20 protein-coding genes and 2 pseudogenes are annotated in these 25,314 nt (G+C 64.6%); 14 read left to right on the top strand and 8 right to left on the bottom strand.

Annotated features, from left to right (window positions below; translation table 11 throughout):
• Nucleotides 1-508 precede the first annotated feature (508 nt).
• Nucleotides 509-805 (bottom strand): Imm8 family immunity protein, encoded by a 297-nt coding sequence (locus tag ACGFI7_RS01685; RefSeq protein WP_393397942.1) that lies wholly within the window; start codon nt 803-805, stop codon nt 509-511.
• 204 nt (nt 806-1,009) lie between these two features.
• Nucleotides 1,010-1,489 carry a hypothetical protein gene (locus ACGFI7_RS01680; protein WP_393397940.1) on the bottom strand — a complete coding sequence of 160 codons (480 nt, stop codon included), beginning with the start codon at nt 1,487-1,489 and terminating at the stop codon, nt 1,010-1,012.
• A gap of 366 nt (nt 1,490-1,855) precedes the next feature.
• Between ACGFI7_RS01680 and ACGFI7_RS01675 the strand changes: the two genes are divergently transcribed.
• The 9 genes and pseudogenes from ACGFI7_RS01675 to ACGFI7_RS01635 all read left to right on the top strand — a co-directional run bounded on the left by ACGFI7_RS01675 (nt 1,856) and on the right by ACGFI7_RS01635 (nt 12,371).
• A complete protein-coding gene (locus ACGFI7_RS01675) occupies nt 1,856-2,197 on the top strand; it encodes an STAS domain-containing protein (protein ID WP_393397938.1) in 342 nt (113 codons plus the stop codon).
• Nucleotides 2,198-2,312: 115 nt separating this feature from the next.
• Nucleotides 2,313-2,642 (top strand): tyrosine-type recombinase/integrase, encoded by a 330-nt coding sequence (locus ACGFI7_RS01670; protein ID WP_393397936.1) that lies wholly within the window; start codon nt 2,313-2,315, stop codon nt 2,640-2,642.
• Between the two features lie 511 nt (nt 2,643-3,153).
• On the top strand, nt 3,154-4,152 hold the full coding sequence (locus ACGFI7_RS01665; RefSeq protein ID WP_393397934.1) for a hypothetical protein: 999 nt from the start codon (nt 3,154-3,156) through the stop codon (nt 4,150-4,152).
• Between the two features lie 102 nt (nt 4,153-4,254).
• Nucleotides 4,255-4,809, top strand: coding sequence for a hypothetical protein (locus ACGFI7_RS01660; RefSeq protein ID WP_393397932.1), 555 nt, complete (start codon nt 4,255-4,257; stop codon nt 4,807-4,809).
• Nucleotides 4,810-4,866: 57 nt separating this feature from the next.
• Nucleotides 4,867-5,244 (top strand): annotated as a pseudogene (locus ACGFI7_RS01655) (transposase); the annotation flags it as partial.
• 123 nt (nt 5,245-5,367) lie between these two features.
• Entirely contained in the window at nt 5,368-6,735 is a 1,368-nt protein-coding gene (locus ACGFI7_RS01650) for an IS256 family transposase (protein ID WP_393397930.1), read from the top strand.
• Between the two features lie 328 nt (nt 6,736-7,063).
• On the top strand, nt 7,064-10,951 hold the full coding sequence (locus ACGFI7_RS01645; protein WP_393397928.1) for a hypothetical protein: 3,888 nt from the start codon (nt 7,064-7,066) through the stop codon (nt 10,949-10,951).
• Nucleotides 10,952-11,271: 320 nt separating this feature from the next.
• Nucleotides 11,272-11,448: pseudogene (locus ACGFI7_RS01640) on the top strand (tyrosine-type recombinase/integrase); the annotation flags it as partial.
• A gap of 473 nt (nt 11,449-11,921) precedes the next feature.
• Nucleotides 11,922-12,371 (top strand): helix-turn-helix domain-containing protein, encoded by a 450-nt coding sequence (locus tag ACGFI7_RS01635; RefSeq protein ID WP_393397926.1) that lies wholly within the window; start codon nt 11,922-11,924, stop codon nt 12,369-12,371.
• A gap of 294 nt (nt 12,372-12,665) precedes the next feature.
• On the opposite strand, the gene ACGFI7_RS01630 is transcribed toward ACGFI7_RS01635, so the two are convergent.
• Nucleotides 12,666-12,971 (bottom strand): hypothetical protein, encoded by a 306-nt coding sequence (locus tag ACGFI7_RS01630; protein WP_393397924.1) that lies wholly within the window; start codon nt 12,969-12,971, stop codon nt 12,666-12,668.
• 132 nt (nt 12,972-13,103) lie between these two features.
• Nucleotides 13,104-13,343 (bottom strand): hypothetical protein, encoded by a 240-nt coding sequence (locus ACGFI7_RS01625; RefSeq protein ID WP_393397922.1) that lies wholly within the window; start codon nt 13,341-13,343, stop codon nt 13,104-13,106.
• Nucleotides 13,344-13,901: 558 nt separating this feature from the next.
• On the opposite strand from ACGFI7_RS01625, the gene ACGFI7_RS01620 reads away from it, so the two are divergent.
• Nucleotides 13,902-14,192, top strand: a complete 291-nt coding sequence (locus ACGFI7_RS01620) for a hypothetical protein (RefSeq protein WP_393397920.1) — start codon at nt 13,902-13,904, stop codon at nt 14,190-14,192.
• Between the two features lie 1,167 nt (nt 14,193-15,359).
• Here ACGFI7_RS01620 and ACGFI7_RS01615 read toward each other — a convergent pair.
• Genes ACGFI7_RS01615 through cas7u form a run of 4 tightly spaced genes read right to left on the bottom strand, consistent with a single transcriptional unit; the run spans nt 15,360 to nt 21,769 of the window.
• The gene (locus tag ACGFI7_RS01615) at nt 15,360-16,301 is read right to left on the bottom strand and encodes a hypothetical protein (RefSeq protein WP_393397918.1); all 942 of its coding nucleotides are present in this window, start codon (nt 16,299-16,301) and stop codon (nt 15,360-15,362) included.
• A complete protein-coding gene (gene cas3u, locus ACGFI7_RS01610; RefSeq protein ID WP_393397916.1) occupies nt 16,298-19,210 on the bottom strand; it encodes a type I-U CRISPR-associated helicase/endonuclease Cas3 in 2,913 nt (970 codons plus the stop codon). Before cas3u ends, ACGFI7_RS01615 begins: the two co-directional genes overlap by 4 nt.
• Nucleotides 19,207-20,595: a type I-U CRISPR-associated protein Csb2 gene (gene csb2, locus ACGFI7_RS01605; protein WP_393397914.1), complete on the bottom strand. Its 1,389-nt coding sequence runs from the start codon at nt 20,593-20,595 to the stop codon at nt 19,207-19,209. The genes cas3u and csb2 overlap by 4 nt, the downstream gene beginning before the upstream one ends.
• Before the next feature lie 4 nt (nt 20,596-20,599).
• On the bottom strand, nt 20,600-21,769 hold the full coding sequence (gene cas7u / locus ACGFI7_RS01600; protein ID WP_393397912.1) for a type I-U CRISPR-associated RAMP protein Csb1/Cas7u: 1,170 nt from the start codon (nt 21,767-21,769) through the stop codon (nt 20,600-20,602).
• Nucleotides 21,770-22,808: 1,039 nt separating this feature from the next.
• On the opposite strand from cas7u, the gene ACGFI7_RS01595 reads away from it, so the two are divergent.
• Genes ACGFI7_RS01595 through ACGFI7_RS01580 form a run of 4 tightly spaced genes read left to right on the top strand, consistent with a single transcriptional unit; the run spans nt 22,809 to nt 25,230 of the window.
• Complete coding sequence (locus ACGFI7_RS01595) at nt 22,809-23,045, top strand: hypothetical protein (RefSeq protein ID WP_393397911.1); 237 nt, start codon at nt 22,809-22,811, stop codon at nt 23,043-23,045.
• The gene (locus ACGFI7_RS01590) at nt 23,038-24,357 is read left to right on the top strand and encodes an FtsK/SpoIIIE domain-containing protein (protein WP_393397909.1); all 1,320 of its coding nucleotides are present in this window, start codon (nt 23,038-23,040) and stop codon (nt 24,355-24,357) included. Before ACGFI7_RS01595 ends, ACGFI7_RS01590 begins: the two co-directional genes overlap by 8 nt.
• Nucleotides 24,358-24,387: 30 nt before the next feature.
• Nucleotides 24,388-25,047, top strand: coding sequence for a DUF2637 domain-containing protein (locus ACGFI7_RS01585; protein ID WP_393397907.1), 660 nt, complete (start codon nt 24,388-24,390; stop codon nt 25,045-25,047).
• A gap of 21 nt (nt 25,048-25,068) precedes the next feature.
• Entirely contained in the window at nt 25,069-25,230 is a 162-nt protein-coding gene (locus ACGFI7_RS01580) for a hypothetical protein (protein WP_393397905.1), read from the top strand.
• The last annotated feature ends 84 nt before the right edge of the window (nt 25,231-25,314 follow it).

Raw genomic sequence — 25,314 nt, 5'->3', positions numbered from 1 at the left:
TACCATGATCGCGACCCTGGCCGGCGACAGGTCACGGATACGGGGATGCGTGCGAAAGTACGGTGAGCAGACGGTTGCGTCCGCGGAAGTGGTGTACGAGTCCTCGGGCACGCCAGCATCGCGATCACCAAGGGACGTCTACGGACACCTGCTGGAAGGTGATCGGCGCGCGCAGCAATGAAAGCCATCTCCAGCGCCTTCCTGGGGGAAACAGACCTCGGTGGTCCCAAGGTGGCTCCCACAGACGCCGAAAATACCGGTTGAAAACACAGGGCCCCTGACAGCATCATGCCTGTTCAGGGGCCTTGTGGTTGAAGAGTCGACGTGGGGAATCGAACCCCAAACCTTCTGTTTAAAAGGTCCCCAAATGATCTCCGAGGCCGTTCAAACCTGTTCGCCGCGCCGGTCATCGGACCTCCGGCTGTCCGGGTCCGTTAACCGCAGTTCATGATCATTCATCCGGGTGGCTCCCAGGGTGGCTCCCAAGACTGTGCTGGATGGTCGGACCTCAGTCCGTGTAGTCCTCGAATTCCCACTCTCCGATCCGGCCGATCTTCTCTGCCAGCTCACCCCATGTGGGGGCATCCAGTACGGCAATCCGATCGCTCAGCCACTCGGTCACCTTGTCGGGATGGAGTTCGGCAACGAAGAGCCAGTGTCGGCCGATGAGAAAGGGGCGGTGCCTAAGTTGCTCCGTGAGGGCCGACGGGGTGCAGACGGTGAGTTGGAAGCGTTCCTCGCTGAGCTCGCCCTGAGGACCGACATACATTTCCAGGAGTTCGCAGGCATGGGCTGGATCGTCCATTCCCCGCCCCGCCTCAAGATCGACCCAACGGGACTCTCCTACTCGTGCTCTCACTCTCCCATGATCGCGCACACGTGGGTTGTCAGCTTGGGAATTGCATGGATCTCGGCTTGTAGGGGCGTTGACCTGCGACTGAGGCCGGTCGTGAGTGACCGTAGTTGACCCCTCGTTACCGCCCTTAATGGCACGCTAATGGCACGGCGATCAGGCTCTCGACCTCAGTCGTTGCCACCATGAAGGCTTGATGACACGGGCGGTCGTCCCGCGTGGTGCCTCGCCTGTCATGGCATACTTGAAGAACGCCTCAAGGTCATGCTCGCCCCCGTTGTGGATCCGCTTGGCGACCTTGTTATGCGGATAGCCGCGAAGTTCCTCAGGGCTCTCCACGGCAGCGGCGTTCTCGTCCGTGCAGTACACCCATTTCCAGTCGCTGTTTCGGACGATCATCTCGCCCAGATACGCCCCGGCACCTATGATCACGCTGTGGATGACCTCAGGAGGCGGCTTCGAGGCGGCGAACTCGGTGCAGTAGTTGTCGAGGTGGTGAATGAACGCGGGGTCCCAGTCGAAGGAGTAGCCGTCTTCGCGTGTGTGCTCCACGAAGAGTTCGGCCAGGCTTCGCATGTACTCGGCAGTCTCAGCGTCGCTGGGTGGCGGTTCATGCTGCGACTTCCTGCGCACCATCGACTCCTACGTCCCGGTTCGGATCATCAGCGCAGCTTTTCATGACACGGTCTGGGAACGGAAGCCTCGGCCGCGCACCGCGCGCACCCGCCCCGACTGATCATCCCGTCTGCCGTCGACCCGCCCGCAGGGGAAGCGGGCCAGGGCCACGGGTACCAGATGGAGCGCCCCACCGGACGAACGATCTGGTACCCGTGGCCCTGGCCTGCTCGGCTTGTCCCAGGTCGATGGCGGGCGGGATGATCAGGCTTCCACCTCAGCCATCTACGGACTCCGGCTCAAATACGGTGATCATCCCGGAGCCGGAGCGCCCCCGCCGGAGGCACAATGACCTTAGAGACGGCCCGACGTGGGAGGCGGCTCACGATGGCCGATATTCAGCGGGTTGATCACAGCACGTGCATGGTTCTGAGCATCGTCGGTGAGTTCGGCAGGGAGGCGTCCCCGGCAGCCCGGCTTCGGAATGAGATGGCGCTGGTTCCCGTTCCTCCATGCGTGGTGCTCGACCTGGGCGACATGACGCGCTGGGACGAGGCCACCATCGGGGCGCTCATCGCTTCGCTGAAGCGGACCATGTCGGTTGGTGGTCGTTTGGTGATCGCCGCAGCGTCGCCGGATCTGAGCGAACGCTTCCGAGCTCAAGCGCTCCCGCTTGAGCAGTACTCGACGGTGGCGGATGCGGTGGCTGCCTGCGGTGTTCAGGAGTAGGGCGGGACCTGCGTCTGCGCGGCCCGCGCGCGTCGCGCGCGAGAACGGCCCCCAGGCCGCACGCGCAGCGGGCGGGCGCGCGCGGGCCGCGTGGCGGCGCGCAGCGCCGCCCTTGATGTTCCCAACTGCTTTCGGCAACCCATCCGACCCGGACACCTTCTCGCATTCGTTCTCCCGGCTGGCCAGAAAGGCCGGCCTCGGCCACTGGCACCCGCACGAGCTACGCCACTCCGGTGCGTCGCTCATGCTCGCCCAGGGCACTCCCCTGCATGTCGTGTCCGAGGTCCTTGGCCACGCCAGCATCGCGATCACCAAGGACGTCTACGGACACCTGCTGGAAGGCGACCGCCACGCAGCGACCGAAGCCATCTCCAGCGCTCTCCTGGGGAAACAGCTCCCGGTGGCTCCCAAGGTGGCTCCCGACGACGCCGAAGACACCGCTTGAAGATCGGAAAGCAGAAGGCCCCTGACGGCATAACGCCTGTTCAGGGGCCTTCTGGGTGCAGAGCCGACGAGGGGAATCGAACCCCTGACCTTCTGTTTACAAGCCAGTTCGAGATCGTCCGCCAGCGTCCACTGCGGTCAGAAAGACCGGCTCGCGGACACTCCAGCCATGATCAATTTCTACGGACGTCCATCAGTATCCACGGACGTGGTTAGCATCCGCGTTAGCAAGATCAGCTGATCGAAAGCTCACTCGGAAACAGATCGCGGACCTTGTCGACGCGCCGCCGCCCACTGCTCGTACCGAACCGGCGAACTTCTGAAGGGCACCGACGACAGCGTGTTTACGGCGGTACAGGGCGGCGAATGCGGACTTGCTACCGCCCTGGGGTTGGGAGTGGGTAGCCCGATCGTGGCCAAGACCAGCCCCGAGGAGATCACCGCCTGCGCGCACTGCTCTCACGATCTGCATGCCAACTGCGGCTGATCCGCACTCCGGCCATAATCCTTACATGGCTGACGTGGACGCGGATTACTGGACCATGACGGACATCGCCGAGTACTTCGGCGTAAAGCTCCAGACGGTCCATGGGTACCGGCGTCGCGGGCGGCAGCTTCGAAAGCGCGCTGCAGATGGCGAGCCGCTGAGCGCAGAACAGCTCGCGGCTGGCCTGCCTCAAGAGGACAACATGATCGGCCGCACTCCGGTCTGGCGGCCGTCCACCATCACCTCATGGAAATGGCCAGGAAAAGGTGCTGGAGGCGGACGTCCGCACACGGGCAGGAAACGCCTGACGGCGGACGAGTTCTTCCGGCTGGCAGAGAAGGGTGAGCCCCTGACGCCCGAAGAGGCAGCCGCTCTCCGCAAAATAAACCAGGACCTCCTCAAAGCGATAGCACCGCTCACCACAAGCCTGAACAAGAACATCGCGAGTGTGTGGTCGCCACACTGGGAGGCCATCTCGAAAGCGATCTCCGTCCCCTTGATCCAGGCGGCTCAGCAACTCAGCCGGGCCATGATGCCGCCTTCGCTGGGACCTCTGGGAACCCAACTGCAAGTAGCCCTCAAGGGATTGCCCCCCACGCTCGTGTTGCCAGGCGTCGACCCAGCGGCCGCGCTCTCACGCGATCTCTCCGCCGCAATCGGCCCCGCCTATCGGGTGTTCGTAGACACGTCCCACGCGCCAGAAGCAGTCATGCCGCTCGTAGACGTAGCGCGCGCCGCAGGAGAGGAGGCGGTCGAAGAGGCTGCGCAGAATCTCCTCGCAGAGCCACGCGTCCGCGAGGCCCTTGAGGAAGTACTCCACGACGCATCGGACGACTTGCCGGACGGCGTTCCGAACGTCGGGTGGTATATCGCCCTGGGCCTTTTCGGTGCCGCACCCATCCCTGTGACGTACGCGGTCGCGCGCGATTCGGGCGTCCATCCAACTATTGATGCGGCGCTCACGAGCATCGCCCTGGCGGTTGCCGTGATCGCGTTGTTCCTCTCGCACAAGCGGCGGTCGTGAGCGGCCGGCCTCAGTAAGGCTGACCATCCGCGGTGCGGAACGATCCGGTTCTATCTTGCGGAATCACCGCGATGAGCGCCTGTGCACGTCCACCCTGAAGCGGTGAACCTAACCTGGGCCGATCTGCTCGATCCTGCCGTAGCCGCGGCCATCGGCATTCTCACCGGCGCCGGCGCGCTCGTCGGTCTCCTGCGCACGCGGCGGCACCGCCGGGCCGAGCAACGCGAGCAACTTGTGGCCGCCTGCGATCAACTGCTCGTCGCGGTCGGCGTGTTCCAAGGTGCCATCGCTGCTCAAGAGCAGGCATGGACATCCCCTCGGGCCAAGGCTCTGGTCAGCCTGACCGCTCTCGCGCATGCGCTGGAAGCCCGCTTCGTGCACGGCACCGCATCCGCCGCCATCGGCCGGTGCGCGCAGGCCATCTTTGGCTGGGATCAGGCCAGCTCGGCGGCCGTCGCCCAGGCGATGCCTCTCTTGGCGCAGGCGATCGCCGCCGCCGCGATGGAGGTGGGCCGCGGAGGCGATGCGGTCCTGTCCGGCGCTGCGCGCGACCTCGCGCTCATTGGTGCCCAAGTCGGTGGTCGACAGCATAGGCGGGCGCTAAAGCGGGCGCAGGACGCCTTCCTTGCCGAACGCAACAGGATCGTCCGGCCGTAGCTCAGCCGGCGGGCGCCCCCGATCTGCCGCTCTTGCGCTCCTAGGTGGCCAGCCACCCGAGCCGAAGACCGCATCCGCTGCGCTAAGGACACCGGCCTGGCCAACCTGCCGCTGCACCACTTCGCCCGCAACCAGATCTGGTGCGAGCTTGTCACGCTGGCCTGCGAGTTGCCAGCTTCGATGCAACTGCTCGCCTTGCCCGGCACCGCCGCGCGCCGCTACGAGCCCAAACACCTGCGACTGCGCCTGTTCGCGGTGGCCGGACGGCTGGTCCGCAGCGTGTGGGGACGTTGTTGTCAGCGCTGTTGTCACCTCAGCCATGGTCACCCGGTGGCGAGGTCCGACGGAGGAGGGCCTTGCCTGCGATCGCCTCAGCCCATACGACGGGCACCGAAGTCCGCGATCGTCACGGCCTCAACCACCCCTTCATCCTGATCAGCATCCAAGGATGTATCCCGGTGTCCGGGCGGTCGCGTCCGAGATGCGGTGTAAAAGGGAACGAGCGTAGGTTGCCGTGCTGAACCGTCCAAAGTTCGCACTACGCAAGGACCTACGCTCGTGGCACGCACACTACCGCCCGTTCAGGCCATCCGCGCCGAGATCGACGCCCTGTTCTCCTCCGGTCGTGACCTGGTCGAGGTCATCGAGGACGTCGCCCGGCTCGGCGCCCGCCTGATCATCCAGACCGCCGTCGAGGCCGAGGTGGACGCTTTCCTCGGCCGCGCCCGCTACCAGCGCGCCACCGCCGTCACCGGCAGAGGTGAAGAGGAGGTCGTGGTACGGCCTGGCCATCGCAACGGGCACTGCCCCACCACCATCAAGACCACCACCGGAGCCGTCACCATCGCCCGGCCGAAGCTGCGCGGCACCACCGAGGCGTTCGCCTCCCGCCTGTTCGGCACCGGCGTGACCCGCACCAATGCCCTGGAGACCCTGGTCGTCGCCTCCTTCGTGCGGGGCCTGTCCGTGCGCGACGTCGAAGGCGCCCTGGCCGATGCCCTCGGCCCCGAGGCAGCGCTGTCCAAATCGACGGTCTCGACCATCTGCCAGGCCATCGTCGCTGAGTACGACGCCTGGAGCCGGCGTGACCTGACCGGCGTCGAGCTGGACTACCTGTTCCTGGACGCCAGCCACTTCAAGATGCACGATGGCCAGCGCGCCGAGCCGGTGCTGGCCGCCTGGGGCATCACCACCGAGGGCAAACCCGTCTTCATCGGCCTGTCGGCCGCCGCGGCCGAGTCGACCGACGCCTGGCACGACTTCCTGACCGATCTGGCCGGCCGCGGGCTACGTCCGCCGCTCCTGGTCGTCTCCGACGGCGCGCCCGGCCTCATCGCCGCTGCCGAGCAGGCATTTCCCCGCTCGCTGCGCCAGCGCTGCGTGATCCACAAATGCCGCAACGTCCTGTCGAAGGTCAGCGCCGGCGACCAGGCCGAGGTCAAGGCCGCCTTCTGGAACATCTTCGACAGCAGCAGCCTGAACAACGACGTCAAACAGATCGAGCCCGGCCCGGGCTTGGTGGCGTGGGTGCAGGCCCGCATCGACGCCTTCGCCGAGACCTGGGGCGGACGTTACCCGGCCGCGGTCAAGAGCCTGCTGACCGACCGGCAGAGCCTGACGACCTACCTGCGCTTCCCGCCCGAGCACCACAAGCGCATCCGCCACTCCAACTTCATCGAGCGCACCTTCGGCGAGACCCGCCGCCGGGTCAAGGTCATCGGCCGATTCCCCGGCGAGACCTCCTGCGTGTCCCTCGTGTGGGCGGTGCTGGACCGGGCCGCGCGAGGCTGGCGCGGCTTCGCCATGACCAGCAAGGGCCTGCGCGTCCTTCAAGACCTGCGCCGTGCCCTGCTCCACCCGCCCGCCCAGCTTCGTCCCACCACCACCACGACGGCCGAGTCGACACCCGACACGGTGGCCGCCTAAGATCACTCCGCGGCACCTACCTCGTTGAGCCTTTTACACCGCTCCGAGGACGCGACCTGTCCGGGCCTGTCGTTACAGTAGCAGCGCTGTTAGCAAGATCCCATGGGGATGCACGTGATCTACCTTCACTTGGAGCCGTAGACTCAGATCTTCGGTTGGGATGGTGTGGGCTTCATCGGGAGGCATAGTGGTCTCGGCTGGCACGGATCGGGCGCTTCAGCGCCACGTGCTCCCACTCGGCAATAACATCCCCTTCGATAATGACGGGTTCCTCGACCTACCACCTCAAGGTGCTTCGTGGCTTCCCCATGACGACCAGCCGCGTCCAGTGACCGACCTCCTTGAGCAAGGCGGGAGCTTCGTCCTTCTAGCTGCTGGCGGCGTAGGCAAGACACACGTTCTTGACGACATGCGCGCCCTAGAGGGAGGCTCCGCGAAGATTGATCTGATCGGCCTTGATTGTCGGGATATACGAGAGGCAATCAACCAAGCGATCACTGAAGGACGACCGATATACCTGGACGCTCTAGACGAAGCGGTCATTCACCTGCCTGCCGTCTTTCGTATCCTTGAGCAGTGCCTAAATAAGGCTTCAGCAGCAGAAGTGCCGTGGCGGCTGAGTAGCCGTCCAGCGGCTTGGGACGCATCGCTTGCACGCAAACTAGCGAGTATCATCCCAGAATTCCGGCAGCTGCGGCTTCTGCCACTCACCCGTGCACACGCTGTCGATCTCGCTCAGCAGCTCATGGCCCCTCCTGGACCGACCGCTGATCCGGCCGTCGTTGTTGAGCAACTTGGCAGGCTAGCTTCCACTCCGGGCGGACTGCGTGCCGCGATCCGCAGATGGCGCAAAACAGGTTCACTACCTGCCGGGCAACTCGAAGCACTCCGCTTCGAAGTCAAGGATCTTCTGACAGAGGCGAACCCTTCGCTACCGATACCAACGGTCTCATTGGATCGTCGGTATCGCCTTGCCTCCAGGCTGGGAGCCATCACCCTGTTCAGCGAGGGTACGGGGAGATTTACGCGCTCCGTGGGAGATCAGGCGGACGTTGTAGGCGTGTCGGAACTGCCGTCCGACCCTGAACCTGAGGAGCCAGGCACCCCAGTGACGCCTCAGGAGTACCAGGAGATCTTGAATACAGCGCTCTTTGACGCTGCACCCGATTCGACTGTCAGTTTCCGGCACCACCAGTTCGCCGAGTTCCTCGCTGCCTCATATCTAGTAGACAGAAAAATCGGTCGAGCCCAACTAAAGGGAGTGCTGGGGCTCCATGCGGACGGTACGCTACCCGGCGCCATGATGGGGGTTGCCGCCTGGCTGGGAGCATTGAAACCAAGTCTTGTAGAGGACCTCATCCTCGGCAACGCCTTGGGATTGGCTCAAACTGGGGTGGCGTTCCCGAATGAAGTACGCGCGAAGATCGTGGACTCTCTGTTGATGCTTGCGTCTGCAGGGGACGTAGATCCGTGGTGGGCGATCGACTTCTCCGTACTCCATCACCCGGGCCTTGAGACTCAACTCCGGACTCATCTTGATGATGCGCATCGTCCAGAACATCTGTGGTGGATCGCACGCCTTGCTGAAGCTGGAACTTGCCGTTCATTGGCAGGACGGCTACTTGAACTCGCCCTTGAGGGCCAATCACCATCCTGGGCTCTCAACGCCATGATCGAAGCGGTCGGCACAATGGGGACGGACCAGGACCGGTTCACGCTCCGGGCCTTCTTGACGTGCGATGAGACCGTAGACCCTGATGACGAACTCCTCGGCACGGCTCTCAACGTGCTCTACCCAGTGCATCTAAGCTGTCACGATCTTCTCGACAAGCTTCGGCCGAGGCGCAACAGGAGTTTGATCGGCTCATATCTCGTCTTCTTGGGCGGGCTTGCTGAACGTCTCGCCTCCGATGACCTGCCTCAAGCGCTTATCTGGGCCCGGCAGCGTCTAGACGACGGACAGGACGCCTATGGTCGACTGTTCGGTCGACTACTCGCAAGAGGCTGCTTGACTGCTTCAAGCCCAGCCGTACTCGATGCCTTGGCCGGCCTTCTAGCCGACCTCCTTCAGCACTCCACCTGGGGTTGGGAATTTTACCGCGATGGTAAGCCTTGGCACAGAATGAATGCCGAGCAGAGGCGCATTTTGGCGGTTGCGGTTGCGAACCTTATGGCCTCCGACAGGTGGTATCGGCTGTGCCGAAGCGAACTCATCCAAACTGGCGACTTGCCTTGGCTAATCAGGGAACTCACCAGTATGCCAAGGCCTGCGCAGGAGACCCTCGCCGAATGCGTATCCGTGCTGAGCCATCAGCCTACGGCGTCCACAGCCGAACTCATCTTGTCGCTGGAACCGGGCCATCCCGCCTACTCAGCAACGGAACATCTGCGGCAGACCATGGCGATCGATTGCCAGGCCGCGCAGCAATGGCGGCGAGCGCGGGACAGCGAGACTGCATTCGAGCAACGGCGCAGCACTGCGGCGGCCGAGCAGGAAGCCAACCTGAAAATGTCCATCGATGAAGCTGAGATAAGCACGGAATCATGGTGGAAGATCATCTACTGGATCTCTGTTGATCCCCGCGGCTCGGCTCACAAGTTCTTCACGCATGATCTTATCAGCCGTCCAGGCTGGCAACTCCTCGATGAGACGCAACGCGATCGGGTCCTAGAGATCGGACTCGATTATCTGAGGAAACACCGAGTGAACGCATCGGTGTGGGCCGGTCGCAATAGCTATGCCCTGAATCAGATAATGCCAGACTGGTCGGGAGTGTACCTAATGACCTCGGTTGCCCAGCGCAGACCGGAACTACTCCAGGAACTCGAGCCCTCAGTGTGGGAGCGCTGGGCGCCTGCAATCGTGGGCGCTTCTATGGAGGATCACCAAGGAGATGAGATTCGGTCACGCACAGATCTCTTCGACATGGCGCCTGATGTAGGCCAACAAGCCATTCTCGCTGCTGCCTTGGACTTCCTGGACGCTCTACAAACCCACGGCAGACAGTTGACGTTTTATCCATTGTATAAACACATTGCTGCCCGCCTTGCGCCTGACCTGGCGAAGCGTCTTGCAGCAGACCATTATGATGATCAGTTGGCAGTGGCCCTTCTTCAGCTACTTACCAAGAAAGCCCCAAATGCAGTTGTCGAAACCTGCTTTCGGTTGCGCTCACACGCTTCATCGAACCTATCTACTGTCGCGTTCCAATGTTTGGCTGAGCTAGGTCCATCCGTCGTTGTCGATTCTCTTTGTGTCAACGAGTCTGATCTCGAAGACATCGGTCCCTACGTGAAAATCGAAGACCTCGACGAGTCGCACCTTAGCACCTTCGCCCGACTAATTATGGATCGATTCCCCTACGCAGGGGATACGTCTGCATCCACGCCCTGGCAAGCAAAACGCAACATCCAGCAAACTCGCCAGGCTGTCCTACAGCGGATGACGGACCTCGGCCTAGCACAGGAACTTGAATCTCTGAAAGAAGGCCGCCCGACCGCTGACATCGAGATAATCGCTCGGTACGCCAGGACAGCGCGCTCACGCGTCGCGGACCTCGCCTTCACCCGACCCGCGCCACCCGAGTTGCTGACTCTCCTCGCACGATCGGATACTCGCCTTATCCGACACGGTGGCAACCTCCAAAGTGTCGTTCTCGAGCAGCTCGAACTCTTGCAGCATGAGATCACGCACAACACCGCCTTTCGCGATCTATGGAACGAAGCCAAACAAGGAGACACCTCCAAGAAGCAAGGCTTCCCTAAGGGAGAGGACGACATCTCTGATTGGATTCGCAGAGCGATAGAGGTGCGCCTTACCAATGGATGCATCGTTGATCGCGAGATTCAAGTCGCACGTCAAGCTTCCAGAGGCTTCGGCACGCGTGTAGACCTCACTGCAACGGCAACCGCGGCTACTCAGTCACAAGACGTCGTACGAGTCATCATCGAAGCAAAACTGGTCGATAACGATGAACTTATGACCGCTATGCATCAGCAGTTGAAGGAGAAATATCTTATTCCAACCGGAGTCAACCACGGCATTTACCTGGTCTATTGGGTTACATCCGAGCAGCGCCCCCAAGGTTGGTCGAAGGGTAGGTATCCTGACCGCGCATTGTTGATGAACGAGCTCCGTGAGCAAGCCCAGCAGGTAGAGCAACCCTTTATAATTGAGCCATTCATCCTAGACATTAGCCGCCCTACCCTCCGCTAGACCATACGCGGTAGATTCCTCGGCGCTAGGGCATAAGGAGTGTAGTAGCAGACGATCAACGCAGCCACTTATGGTGAAGCCGGAGTCAAGCCGAAAATGTGATTTAGGGCCGGTACTGCTGCTTGACTGCGCGACATAGTGCTAGGCGATCAGCCAGTATGACTCCAGCTTGGCCCTGAGTGGGCGCGGGCTGAACGACCACGTGTTCACGACCGGATAGGGTGAGCCCGGTCATTCCGACACGCTCAGCTCACTCTTCCCCAGACTGACCAAGCGGTACACGAGGCGGTCCCGCGCACCCGCTACCGCACGCTCGCCTTCACGACCTTCGCCACATCCACGCGACGGCCCTGCTCTTGGCCGGCGTCCCGGTGCAGGTCGTAGCGGCCTGGCTCGGCCACGCCGACCCCTCGATCACCCTGCGGGTCTACGCCCAAGTGATCCGTACCGCCGAGGCATTATCCCCCGGCATCTTCGCCAAAGCGATCGGTGAGTGAGGAGGACCGTGTTAGCAAGATTCCGAGATCGTCCTGACAAACACGACGGGCCGCTCCAGATTTTCCCTGGTAGCGGACCTTTCTGCTGTGCGCGGGCGAGAGGACTCGAATCCCTAACCTTCTGATCCGTAGTGAGGACATGATCGTCCACGGACGTCCACCAGGCTCTTGGGAGCCTGCTCTGGCCACGTCGAGATAGGTGGACTAGTCCGCGAGCGTCCACGGTCGCCTAGAGCCGTTGTTAGCACTCCCGTTAACAAGATCGGTGTCAGTCATCCGACGCCAGGGCCGATGAGAAGCTGCGGCATGGCTACGCCACATGATCTTTATGGCCGGGCGCGATGCGACTCATCAATTCCCCCATCGCGGCCGGCAGCGCCGAGTAGCCCATAGCCCTTGCTGGACAGATAGAAACACGGACCTTTCCCTCGGCAGGCTAGGTTTTTCATCGTCGAAGTCCATACGGTCCAGGGATGACCGAAGTCAGAGGACATTTTCGAAAGAAACCTAGCGGCGGGCGAGCCTATGTACGTCCGCACACGCGTCGTCGCGCAGGCGCTGTAGTGGCGGGGGGAGGCGGCGTGATTGCCGTTATCGGCTTCATAATCGCCTTCGGAATTGCTTCAGGCGATCCGCCTGCACACGATGCTGGCCAACCAAAACCGTCACTAGCGCCCACAACTCAAGCAGCGATGACGGGTCCTCAGGCGCAGCTAGCGTCAGCCCTGAAGCACGCTCGAGAGCGAATCGGCTTTTCCCTAGACGAGGCGAGCAAAAACGCCAGGATATCTTCATCCAGAATATCTGAAATTGAACGAGGAATCACGGTGCCATCAGCACAGGAAGTAAACACTCTCAGCCAGGCATATAGGCTTTCACAAGAAGACTGGACGAATCTTATAATTTTACATTCAACGATCTGAGGTCTGGGATATTTCGGTCTTCTAAAAGAAGAATAGGCACACTCCGCTTTCTCGGGAACTCCTACTTGCTACCGCACCAGACGCTGGCCCTTAAGCGATCAGCACGGATGCGGCCCAACCGCTTCATTACGAGGGAAGGGCGGCGTGCAGATCACGCGACTCGGGTCCTGGTCAGGCGGTGGATGCGGGCCGGTGGCGTGTGATCGCGTCAGGGAATGTTGCTGTACGGCGCTGCTGTACAGCACTCCCCCACGGGGCGCGGTCGCCGCCCACCGGTGAGCGGTGCCCGGTGTTCTACCGAGTGCGCCAGTCGGGGTTCCCGATGGAGGTGAACGCCACGGTCCCACCGTTGCGCTGGTAGGCCTCCCAGTTCTCGCGCCAAGCCGTGATGAGCGGCTCGATGTTGAACCCGGCGGCGTCGATGACCCGCAGCAGGGTCTTGAGCTCGACACGGTGCGCCGCGCCCTGGTCGTCGAGGTCCTCGATGCTCGGCTGCCAGTGCCGGTCGACCATCTCTTGGGCCTGGGCGTGGGCACCGGTTATGGCGCGCACGGCCTGCTCCGGGTCGATGGCGAGGGGAGGGACGGGAATCGATGTCATAGCTATCTCCTTACTAGAACGGTAGATCGAATCGATCTACTCGTCCAGTGTGGAGCACACGGAGCCGCCGATATGAATTATCAGGTCAGAGCCCTGCCTGCGGCCCTCCCGCCCTCCCCTCGGAGGAGCTGGTCAGCCCTCCAGTCCCGGCGGCCGGTAGCCGTCGCCCACACCGACCAGACCCGATTTCCCGCACTTTCGGCAGTCGTACGTCACCCCCGCCTCCACATCGACGGTACGGGTGACCGGCCAGGCTCCCTGTGCGTGCTCGACCGACATGGACCGTCGGCGCGCCGGCTCCCAATCCTTGATCGTCAGCCACTCCTCAGCGGCCTGACACCACGTGCAGAACGGTCGTCCCTCGGTGGACATGATGTCTCTCCTTCGTGCTCTCCCCACGAGAGCTCGCCGTGGAGTAGAGCACACCCACCCCCTTAACGTCCCTGCCACCAGCACGGCCGAGTGAACGCCCCCGAGCCTGCACATCAATCTCTCGATCACACCGCCCGGACGGCTTGGCCGACAGACGGACCCGGACGGGCCGCGCCACGACGGTCTGGCCACACCGAAGGAGGCCCTCCGTGACTCCCATCGACCCGTTCGTCCTTACGACCTCCGCCACCCCTGCGTGAGCCTCCTGCTCGACCTCGGCGTGCCACCACACGTAGTCCGCGAAATCGTCGGGCACTCTGGCATCCGAGGTCACCATGACAATCTACGCGCGCGCCGCCCTCGACGAGAAGCACAAGGCTCTCGGCAAACTGCGTGATGCCATCGGATGAGAGGTTCAGCAGGAAACACCCTGAAGTGCACATTCTTACGGAACGTGGCTTGCCATATCGGATGCGCATACCCCCTGCTAGGTGGTGCGGTCATGTTCTACGCTCCGGGCAACTTTCTAACACCGATCAATCCGAGTGGAGTACGTAGATGGACAAGATCGAGATTCAGAAGGCAGCGAGACGAGTCGAATGGGGCCTCGTGCTCCTCGAAGAGCTCTTCGGCCCCATGAAGGTAACGCTTCGCGGTTCGGCAAAGTCAAGTCGTACCAGTTATCACGCTGTGCCCCCGTATCGCTGCAATAAGATCGACTACGAGTTCGCGGCCGAGGACTTCACACGCGCCCAAGCACAAATGCACGGAATGAACGGCTGTCGAGACTGCGACTGGAAGGGTTACGAGACCGAATACTGGCGACAGCAGCGACCTGCCTCAAACTGAACTCTTTTGTCGTCAGCACTGTCGTCAGGGCCACAAAAATGCCCCGGAGCGGTCTTCGCTTCGGGGCTTCTCTCTTGTTCAGAAGCTGGTGGTCAGGGCCAGGGTCGAACTGCCGACCTTCCGCTTTTCAGGTGTAGCGATCATCGTGACCTCTAGCTTCCACCAGGAGCCGGTCAGTCGTCGGGAGTGCTCTTGGCGTGAGCTTGATGGCCGACGTTGCCGTCAGGGCTGCCGTCACAGATACGGCATGGCGGGTTCTGCCTCCACACGACGGGCGCCGGGGGACCACAATGAGGCCCGGCGGTGCAGCCGGGTGGAACTCAACATCCTCTACGGGATCCGGCAGACCGGGTTCACGCCGCAATGAGGCCCGACTGTTGGGCCGGGTGAACCCGCCTTTTGGAAGGCGGGTTCCACGACGTTCTGGTGGTCGCGATGAGGCCCGCTGTTTAGGCCAGGTGAAACAACTGCTCACGCTGAGGAGGAGCGCGCTGGCCTGCCGCAATGAGGCCTGGTTTATTCAGCCCAGGTGAAACCACTGGAGCGGCAGCAACAGTCTTGAGGCCGTGCCAGTCGCAATGAGGCCCGGCTGTTTAGGCCGGGTGAAATAGCTTTCTGTACGGGATCCGGCAGACAGGGTTCGTGCCGCAATGAGACCCGGCCATTGAGGCGGGGTGGACCACCTGAACAACGGGCGCAAGATTCCGCTCGACGTCTACACGCCGCAATGAGGCCCGGCCGTTGAGGCCAGGTGACACGAGAAGCAGTTCGCTTGCCTCCAGGCGTACACCCAGCCGCAATGAGGCCCAGCTGTTTAGGCCGGGTGAAACAGAGTCTCGACAGCGTCCTTGACCAGCGCCGTCGTGCCGCAATGAGGCCCAGCCGCTGAGGCCGGGTGAAACTGGTGACCAGTCCGCTGGTGCAGCCGCAGGGCGTCGCGCCGCAATGAGGCCCGGCCGCTGAGGCCGGGTGACACGGCTTGTGAGCAGGCACTATGGCTCACAGTAGTCGGTGGTGGCGGGTCTTGGCGTCCGCTTTGGGTGTGGCGCGGCTTGTTTGGGGTTGGGAACGTGCCGGGTTGGCGTGTGTACTGGTGGTTCCGAAGCTCGCCGGTCTTCGATTCGCGTTGTGCTGTTGTCAAGAAACGATCGCGCTGTGTGATCCGGTTCAGCGGACCTGGATAGGGAGAGGGGAGAGTACTCCGTCGAAGGTACGTCCCGGGATGCGCTGACGGTGGGCGCCGTGGACGCTGAAGACCCCAAGAGCAGCCCATTCAGAGCGGGAGACGGTGGGTTGACCGTCAATGGGCGCGAAGGCAGGCAGTTCGAGAAGGCAACGCACGGCGTCGGTGTCGAGAGCGGGTTGCCACAACGGCCAGATCATGACGTAATCGCCGGCCACCCGGTGCCACAGAGTACTGCGGAGCCTCTGGCCGTCTCCAGCCAGACGGAACAGCGGGAGCACCATGGTGGCCAGCCAGGTGGCCCCAGGGACACCGGCTTCCCGTCCGGCTCGTCCTTCAGGGTCGTCGGCGGTGCTGCGCAACACCCGGTGGTCGAGGTATTCGCCGGTGAAGCCTTCGACGCGGCGCCATCGGGTGAGGGCCTGGTGCAAGTAGTCGGGGTTGTCCCGTACTGCCTGGAGCGGCTTTTCGAAGAAGGTGCGAATCTTCTGCTGCCCAGAGGGGGCGATGAAAGGCGACAAGGCGCCGCGGCCTTGGGCGTCAACGGCCAGGTCTGTGGTGAGGCAGGGCAGCCAGCGTTCGGCCGCGAGAGGGTGGGTGCGGCCGATGTCTGCGGCCCGTTGCCGATACTCCTCGCGAGGCCATCGCAGTGGATCCTTTCCGAGTTCAGCATTGGGTGGGAAGCCTGCTTCAATGCCTGGCAGTACGGCGGGTTCCTCGATGGAGCGTACGACCTTGACCAGCGCTTCGGCGATGTCCTCGGTCGTGTGGAAAGGGCTGTGCAGGCGGGCACAGGCGGTGGTATCAGAGAACGACAGCCGCCCTGAAATGCCGCTTTCCTCTGTCAGGATACGTAGGAGGCCGAGGGCGGCGAGGAACCCCAGGGCGTCGCGGCCGTCCAGGGCGGGGAGTTCAACGGTGTTCATGCTTCGCTCTCCTCGCGGGCCGAGCACCAGATGTCGGCAAGGCGGACGATGGCTTCCAGACGGGCGAGTCCCCATCGGCCGTAGGTGCCGGTCAATGCGGTGAATCGGTGGGGGGCAGACCAGTCGACGGAGCGGGCACTGTCCACCTCGATCTTCTGTCCGTCCCGCTGAATGCTGGTGATCGGTTCGGGATCGGTGACGGGCTTCAGCAACGACCTGTTGTAGCCGTGGTGGGCCGCGATCAGATGGAGGACCAAGTTCTGGTCGACATCTGTGGCGTTGTCGAGAAGGGCACCGGCGATCTGGGCGGAGAGAGCTTCGTGGCGCATGCCGGTGGGATAGCCGGCGCGCTGCTGAGCCACACGGAACAGATGGCGATCGAGGGGGTTCATGCCCGACTTGGCCAAAATTAGCGGAGGGTCTTCGGCTTCGGCAGCCGCGGCGGCCCATCGGTCGCCTCCATGCAGCATGGCTTGGAACCGATGGTCCCGTTTGCCCTCGTCGTGCCACAGTGCGGCAAGGCCGACGGCATGCACTAGAGCAAGCGGCAGGCGCAGATTGCGTGCGAACTCCTCAGCGCGATTGCGCACCGCTCGTTGGTGATCGTCCAGCAGCATGGGTGTGCGTGCGGTGGAAGAACCCTGGGCGCTGTCATCTTCGCCATAGGTGGTGATATCGCTGGTCAGTACGACTGTGCCCGAGGCCAGGTGCTCATTGACCTCCGGTTTCACGGCCAGGGCCAGACGCCGCAGGACAGCGAGGTGGGGCGGTAGATCATCGCCGTGATGGTCGCTGAGCTGCGGCTGGGCGGGCAGGATCTCCTCGATCCGGCGGCAGTAGGCGCCAGCCTTCAACTGCTCGGCCTGACGGTCACGCTCGACGGTGTCGATCAGCTCCTCCAACGCGGCGGCCAGTTCCGCGTCATGGTCGGCGATCGCCGCGGTCAGCGTCGGCCCGAGCCGTACCGAGGCTCGCCGCTTGCCGTTACCGCTGCACAGATCGCCGACATCGCGAACGGCCTGCCGGGAGGCCGGGTTCCAGCCGAAGGCGTCGCAGCCCCCGTAGGAGGCGGGCACGACGATGCGCTCTCCGGGCCGGATCTCATCCGCGTCGATGACCTCCACCAACTCACGCGAGCTGTAGCGGACCACTCGCCGCGACGCGCCCGGCCCTGATGAGACGGGTTCGTCCGGTGCGAGCTCGCCTTCCACGTCGGCGAAGCGGGCGGTGACCTGTCTGCCGGACAGCCACTGCCGTACGGCCAGCAACGGCACCTCGATGCTCTCCTCTGCCGACACCGGGAGGGCCTCCAGGGCATGCCGCCAGGCCGTGTCGTCCCCGGCCAGTTCCCGCCACGCGAGAGACACATGCGCGACTTCCCTCTGCAGCCCGTGCAGGAACGGCGCAGGCGACGGATCGTTCGGGCAAGGGATGGGGGAGGTGCGCACCCAGGCATCCAGGTGCGTCGGCGACAGGTACGGAGTGTACGGCTCGGCTCCCTGAAGCTGTTCCCAGGTCTCCCGGTACTGCTCGAACACCGTCGCGGTCAGGCGGCGCAGAGCCGCCGGGGAGACGTTGATCCCCTCCTTCGGCAGAGAGGGAGAGTGGGTACCCGGCTGGAACGTTATGGGCGTTCGCAGTGTGGTCAGCCACTGCCAGGTGGCCTGACGCGCCCCGCCGTACACGCCGTCGCCGTCCGCTGCGGAGTGCACGATGACTGCCGGGGCCGCCGGAGCGGAACCCAGGCGGTTGAGGCGGCCGAGCCGCTGAACGAGAGCCGGCAGTGAGGCCGACTCTGTGACGAGTGCGGAGAAATCTAGATTGGCGCCGACTTCGACGGTCTGGGTGGCGACCACGAAGACGGGTTCGTCCGGCTCGTGCGGGCGGTCGGCCTTGATCCGGTCGTACCACTTCAGCAGGAGGTAGTCCCGGTCCACAGGGCGGATCCGGCCGGTCAGGAGCATGCATCGGCCGGGGTGGTTGCCGTTCAGGTGCTCGAACACGGATCGGGCGCGGGCCACGGTGTTGCAGATGACACCCACGACCGGGTAGCGGTCCGACAGGTGGTCGACCCATTGGGCGAGCGTGGCTATGACCGGTTGGTCGCTCCTTTTGGTAGCTCCGCCTACCTCGACCAGATGCGCGGTCTTGCCCGCATGCAGTCGCTTTCCCGCCACCGAGTGGTTTTCGTCCGCGCTGCTGATGCGGTGAACGCGGGGGCCCTGGGCGGTGGGGCTGGCCGTCATGGTCACCACTACCGGCTTGGCCTCATCTGGGGTGGCGTCCATGGCCAGGACGTCGGCCAAGGTCGTGAGGAAGGGCCGGGACAGATGGGCCTCGTCCACGATGATCAGGCTGTCGGTGCCGACCAGGGCGGCGTCGATCGGCCGTAGCTGATCACCCACGCCATAGCCGCGGAAGAGGAACCGGCTGCCGATCTGGTCGACGGTACCGACCACGATGGCCTGCCGGTCCGGTCGTTCCACCCATCGCCAGGACCAGGTCACCCCGCCTCGCATCCGGGTGACCTCCAGCGGCTCCTCGTCGTGCTCCAGCAGCAAGGCTGAGGCGACCTGGCCGGCCACGCTGTCGGTGCTCGCAGCAGCCACGACGTCGCGGATGCGGCAGGCGTGCCGGTACGCCTCATCCACGATCAGACGCCGATCGACCACGAAGAAGCACCGCCTGGGCACGCTCTTGCGGTCCAAGGCTGCGGCGAAGACGGCGACATCCAGCACTGAGGTCTTGCCCAGGCCGGTGGGTACGTCGATCAATTCGGGCCATCCGTCGGCGAGCACCCGATCCAGCAGTTTCTCCTGCCAGGGGAACGGCTCGCGGCGGCTGCTTCCGGGGGTGGTGTGGACCTGGGCGTAGAAGTCGGCGAAGTCCCGCCGGTGCAGGCTCGTCATGGCTGCTCCCGCTCGGGGACGAACAGCCCCAGCCCGAGATAGCGCAGCGACCCGGCGATGACCGGCCCGACGACGGGACGCGCGAACGTCACGCGCACGTGAGTCATCGGCCGCTTGGGCCGCCCCTCCGGGAGGGTCCCTTGGCGGGGACGCCACACCGCGCCCGTGGTCAACGGCGCGGCGGATACCTCCAGATCAACCGGATCGGGATAGCCGATCCGACCCAGAGATTTGAGCACCAGATCCTCCATACGGCGCCGGGGTCGCAGCATGCCATCGGTGACCAGCGGCGTCGCCGTCACCCAGGAACGCACCCCCAGAGCAGGCCCCTGCCATGTCTCGACGCGGAGCCCACGACGCCGCGGGTCGGCCCCGTACTGAAGGGAGATCTCGGGCATGGCCCCGGGCGTGAGTCGATCCAGAGGGTCGGCTCCGATCACCGCTCGGACCAGCTGCTTCCACTCCTCGGCAGGCATGTTCCTGGGGATCGCCAACGCGACGCCGAGCAGATGACCATCGGCGTGGTCATGCCCCACATCCGGCAGCCCTAGGAAGGCGACATGCGGCCGGTCATCGGCTCCGTGGCCGCTCACCTGTGCAGGAATGTCGGTGCCGATCCGCTTCAGCACCGCCTTGCGCAACACGGACGTCAGCCGCAGTACCTGTCCGCCGCTGATCCGAGCGGTCGGCCGGGCGAACCCCCAGATCATCAGGTCGTCCCACGGCCCCCGTACCGGCTCCGTCGCGGGGACCTGGTCGGCCAGCGGGCTGTAAGGAACGGCACGTCCGACCTCCCAGGCACGCCCGCCCAGGTCGTAGACCTCGCGCAGCGCGTCGACATAGCCCGGATAGGGAACCCGTAGATCCACCGTGTTCGCCACCCCGATACGGCTCGGCGTCCACCGTGACCACGTCGGCCGCTCTGCCGGCAGCGCCGACAGTGGGTTCACCTCCGCCTGGCTCGTGGACCGCCCCACGTACGGCACGCGCCGCGCCATCCGCTCCAGCCGCATGAGCAGATCACCAGCTGTGTCGGCCTCCGGCCAAACGACAGCGAACACCTCGTCCGCCGGGGTGGCCGACGCGCGGCTGCGCGCTTGGTTGGTACGGCCCGGCCAGAACTGGCTCCCGCCACGGGACTCGATCTGGTTGGTCACCACGAAGCTGTCCGTGCGGCTCACGCTGATGGACGTGTCCGCCCACACTTCCGGGGCGCCGGAACGCTCCAACCAGCGCAGCGCATCCCAATCCTCGGCGCTTTGCGCCGAGGCCACTAGCGCGCAGAACACCCGTGCCGGGTGCGGCGGCCACTCAGCGACCCCGGGCCGGATACCGCCGGCGTCGTAGCGGCCATGGCGCAGCCGTACCTGAACCGTGATAGGCATCAGCTCAGCCCTCGTCGGAAGCGGCGTGTGCGACGGTGGCCTCGATCGCTTTCTGAAGCGATGGAATCGGCGTCACCGAGACCACGTCGGAGGCCATCTCCACGCCCAGCTTGCCCGCCGACTCCTTCAACTCATGGAAGGCATTGATGGCGGCGGCGACGGACACATCCAAGGGCTCCAAATCACCCCCGGGTCGTTCCAGCCCGATCTCCTCGCTCATCTTGGCCAGGTCACAGCCCGAACGCAGCCACACCGAGGGGCGGGCGAAGGCCAGCCGATCCCCGGCCAGGGCCAGGGCGACCAGAGCCGCACGAGCGGTCGTGGCGGCCTCGGACGAGACATCGCCGAAGCGCAGCCGCTCTATCCCGGCGAGCGAGATGCTCGCCAAACGGCGAATCTCCCGAACGGTCACGCCTCCGGGAACGGGGTTGGGAGCGATGTTCCCGTGGCCGATCTCGCTGAGCTTCTGACCGCTCTTCTTCCCACCCTCCGCCACGTACTGCCAGTCGTTCTCGGCCTTGTCCTTGCTGTCCACCGCTCCGGTGAGGTTCATCGGGTCCAGCCGGCCACCGCGCCGGGCACCGAACACCGGACCGACCCCGAACATGATCGCCGTGTACAGGCGCGCGAACTTCGGCCAGCGGCCCTTGCGGTGAGAGTCCCATGCCCCGAAGATCAACGAAGCGGGCTCACGCTCAAACAACGGCTGGGCATCAGCCGCGCTGACGGCTCTCAGACGCTGCCCGATCGGGCTCCTGTCGAACCGAACCCCGTTGATCATCGAGTCACGCCAGTACGCGTCCGCATAACGGTGGGGGGCGTCGAACGAGGTGATGCGGATCTCCCCACGGGAGGTAGGCGCCCGTAGCTCCAGCATGGGCATCTCGATCCGCCCCCCGTCCCGGGCGTCTCGCAGTGCCTCCTCCACCCGATTGGCCTGCGACTGCTCCTGGTCGATGGTGACGGTCTTGACCACCTCACCGTCGACGAGACGGTCGGCCACGAGGTACTTCTTGGTCAGATCTCGCTCCCGCTCCTCAATCGGGAACGTCGGCGGCATCACCGCATTGCCCGCGCCACCCACAGGCTGATAGACAGCGCGCACCACCACGGCAGTGTGAGCCCTGTCCTCGCCCAAGGCCGCAACCAGCTGCGCCGCCAGGCTCTTGCTCATCTCCGGCACCTCCTTGCCACGGGTTTCCCGATTGCAGGAGAAGAATGGCAACCGGGACCGACATTCCTGCGCCCTGCGCGCGCAATGAGGCCGCAGGCCGTGCCTGCGGAAGAAACTTTCGGAGGGCGAACCCGTACTCCAGGGGCTCAACCTCGATGAGGCCGCGTGCGATAACGCGGGGAACGCTTCATCTACAGTGGTGAAGGTGGGGGACGCCAGTTGAGGCGTCCCCCACCTGGCAAGCTCCGGCTGTTAGGCGCAGCCGGAGCCTGCTCATCTACGGTGACGACGCATCGTCCTTCTCGTCAGGACGAGTGTGATACGCCTACGCCTGGTTGTGAGAGTCAGACGCACTCCAAACACCTCCAATCGGGCTGGTGGGATTGATCGGACGGTAGTCGAATCAGGAAGATCGCGCAGGGATTCCTGAAAAGTGGTACTTGATTTGTCTGATTAAGTCGCACGCGAACACCAAGTGCTCAGAAGTAGCCTCTGAAACCGGGATCTCGGGCCCTGCCGAGGACATAGGTGCCATCGATAGATGACGTTCGTATAATCCGCTTACAGTGGCAAATCTACGTAATCCACCGCGAACGGCGCCGGTGAGCCAGAATGCCACGCGAGATCCTCGCCTGGGGATGGCGCACGGTAAGGGGCCGCAATGAGGCCCGGCCGCTGAGCCGGGATGCTACTGCCCTTCGGCCAGGTGGACGTTCAGCCATGGGAAGCCGCAATGAGGCCCGGCCGTTGAGCCAGGATGCCACAGACGCGCTCGATCTCCTCGTCCCAGAACACCCAGCCGCCGCAATGAGGCCCAGCCATTGAGCCGGGATGCCACTGCCTCGGGCTTGGCGGTGGAGGTCATGCCGCCGTGGCCGCAATGAGGCCCGGCCCTTGAGCCAGGATGCCACCTGCCAGTCGGCGTCCGCCGGCGGGCGCATGGTGCCGCAATGAGGCCCGGCCCTTGAGCCGGGATGCCACCCACTTGATCGCGTGGTCGTGCATCTCTTGCGCGCGGGCGCCGCAATGAGGCCGACCCTTGAGCCGGGATGCCAAGAACGGCAACACCGTCTACGAAGTCACCGTCTCCGTCGAGGACGAGTTCGGCCGGATCGAACTCGTCAAGATCGGCATCACCGGCGAACCGCCCATCGGCGTCGGCGACCAGGTCAACGCGGTCGGCCTGCTCGGCTACGTCTGGGAGATCGCCGGCCGCTGGGGCATCGCCTACCGCGCCAACGCCCTGCTCCCCGTGCGGGAGGCCGCCGATGCGTGACGCGCTCCTGATGCTCACAGCCTCCGCCGTCATGGTGGCGGGGCTGTGGGCCTGGCGTCGCTGGCACTACCCCTCCTTCTGGCTCGCCCTCGGCTTCCCGCTCGTCGCGCTGTCCGTCCGCGTCTCGTGGCGGCGGGTGGCGCTCGGCTGCGGGCTGACCAAGAAGCGGCAACGCTGGTGGTTCACCACCGTCCCCGGCGCGATCGCCTCCACCGGCCTGGTCAAAGTCCGCCGCCGGTTCCAGCGCGTCGCCGTCGACACCAAACCGTTCATGTGGCTCCCGCTGCCGACCCGGCACGGCTGGCGCGTCACCCTGCACACCCTGGAAGGGCAAACGCCTGGCGACTACGCCGACGCCGCCGAACGTCTCGCCCACTCCTGGGGCGTCCACGCGGTGCGCGTCTCCTCGCCCCGCCCCGGCCGCGTGGTGCTGATGGCGACCATGCGCGACCCGCTGGTCAAGGTCAACGACCTCCCGGCCTCCCCGGAGCTGCTGAAGGTGACGGTCGGACGGTTGGAGACCGGCCAGCAGTGGGTCATCGACTTCCGTACCGTGCCGCACTGGCTCAACGCCGGAGCCACCCAGTCCGGCAAGTCGAACCTCGCCAACGCGCTCATCGTCGGCCTCGCGCCGCAGCCGGTGGCGCTGGTGGGCTTCGACCTCAAGGGCGGGGTCGAGTTCACCCCGTACGCGCCGCGCCTGTCGGCGCTGGCCACATCCCGCGCCGAATCCGTCGACCTGCTGGCCGATCTCGTCGGGCTGATGATCGATCGGATGGGGTTGTGCCGTCAGGCCGGTGCCCGCAACATCTGGCAACTCCCGCCAGCCATCCGCCCCCTCCCAATCGTCGTGCTCGTCGACGAACTGGCCGAGCTCTACCTAATGGCCGACAAGAGCGAGAAGGACGAAATCGCCAAAACCTCGACCGCGCTCCTTCGGGTCGCCCAGCTCGGGCGGGCGTTCGGCCTCTATCTGTTCTGCTGCGGTCAAAGGATCGGCTCCGACCTGGGGCCTGGGGTAACCGCCCTGCGCGCGCAGTGCTCCGGCCGGATCTGTCACCGGGTGAACGACCCGGAGACCGCGACCATGACCCTCGGCGACCTCGACCCGGCCGCCCTGGTCTCCGCCCGCGCCATCGCCTCCGAGACACCCGGCGTCGCGATCGTCGCCTCACAAGACGGCCAGTGGTACCGCGCACGCTCCTTCTACGTCACCGAGCAAGCCGCCGAACAAGCGGCGAACGCTCACGCCCACCTCGCCCCGGCCTGGGACGAGATCACCGCCCATCTGCCCGAACCCATCACCGCCTGAACCCGCCTGAACTCATGAAGGGAGGGAACGATGCGACGCTTGGCCTGCTGGCTGCTCGACACCGGCCCGGTTCTCGTCCTGGCCGTCATCGCGGGTGCCGGATCGTTCACTCACATCCGCGATACCGCCACCGAGCACGGCCAGACCGGCTGGATGGCCTGGGCCGTCGCCGTCTGCATCGACCTGACCTGCGTCATGGCCGCCCGCGAACGCCAACGTGACAAGAAGACCGGCAAAGGCCGGCGGGGCCGCATCACCTGGCCCATCCTCGTCCTGACCGGCGGCATCGCCTTGTCCCTGGCCGCCAACCTCGCCCAAGCCGAGCCGACCGTGTGGGGCTGGATCACCGCAGCCACCCCGGCCGCCGCCTTCCTCATCGCCATCTCGATGCTGGAACGCCGCGCCACCCGTCCCGAGCCGTCCACCGTCCCGGCGGCCTCGTCCGCGCCCGTCCTCGCTCCTTCGCCGCTCCCGCGCCTCGTCGCGCAGAACGGCCCGGACCAGGACGACGCCCAAGACGACCGGGACGGCAACCTCGCGCCCGCGCTGGTCGACTTCGCCCGCCGCGTCGCCGACGACCACCACCACGCCAAACACGGCCAACCGATCACCCGCGACGCGCTCCGCGCCCACCTGGGCGTGTCCCACCAGCTCGCCGCAGACTTGCTGCGCACCCTGCGCACCGCCTGATCAGAAAGGACCTCACCAGCTATGCGCATCCGCATCGACGGCACCCGAGCCGAGATCATCGACGCCCTGTTCCGCCTACGCCTGCACTTCACCGTCTACGCCGTGTCCCGTGCCTACCCCGACCGCGCCCGTCCCCATCACTGGCGCGTCTACCTAACCACCCGCCCACGTGAAGGGAGGTAACCCCGTGTCCAGGAGCTGCTGGTGATCCGCTACCGCTGCTGCACCTGCGGGGGCACCGGCCTGGCCAGCGAAGGCGACCGGTGC

It is taken from the genome of Nonomuraea sp. NPDC048826, assembly GCF_043198225.1.
Taxonomy (GTDB): domain Bacteria; phylum Actinomycetota; class Actinomycetes; order Streptosporangiales; family Streptosporangiaceae; genus Nonomuraea.
This window is presented reverse-complemented; position numbering and strand designations above follow the sequence as displayed.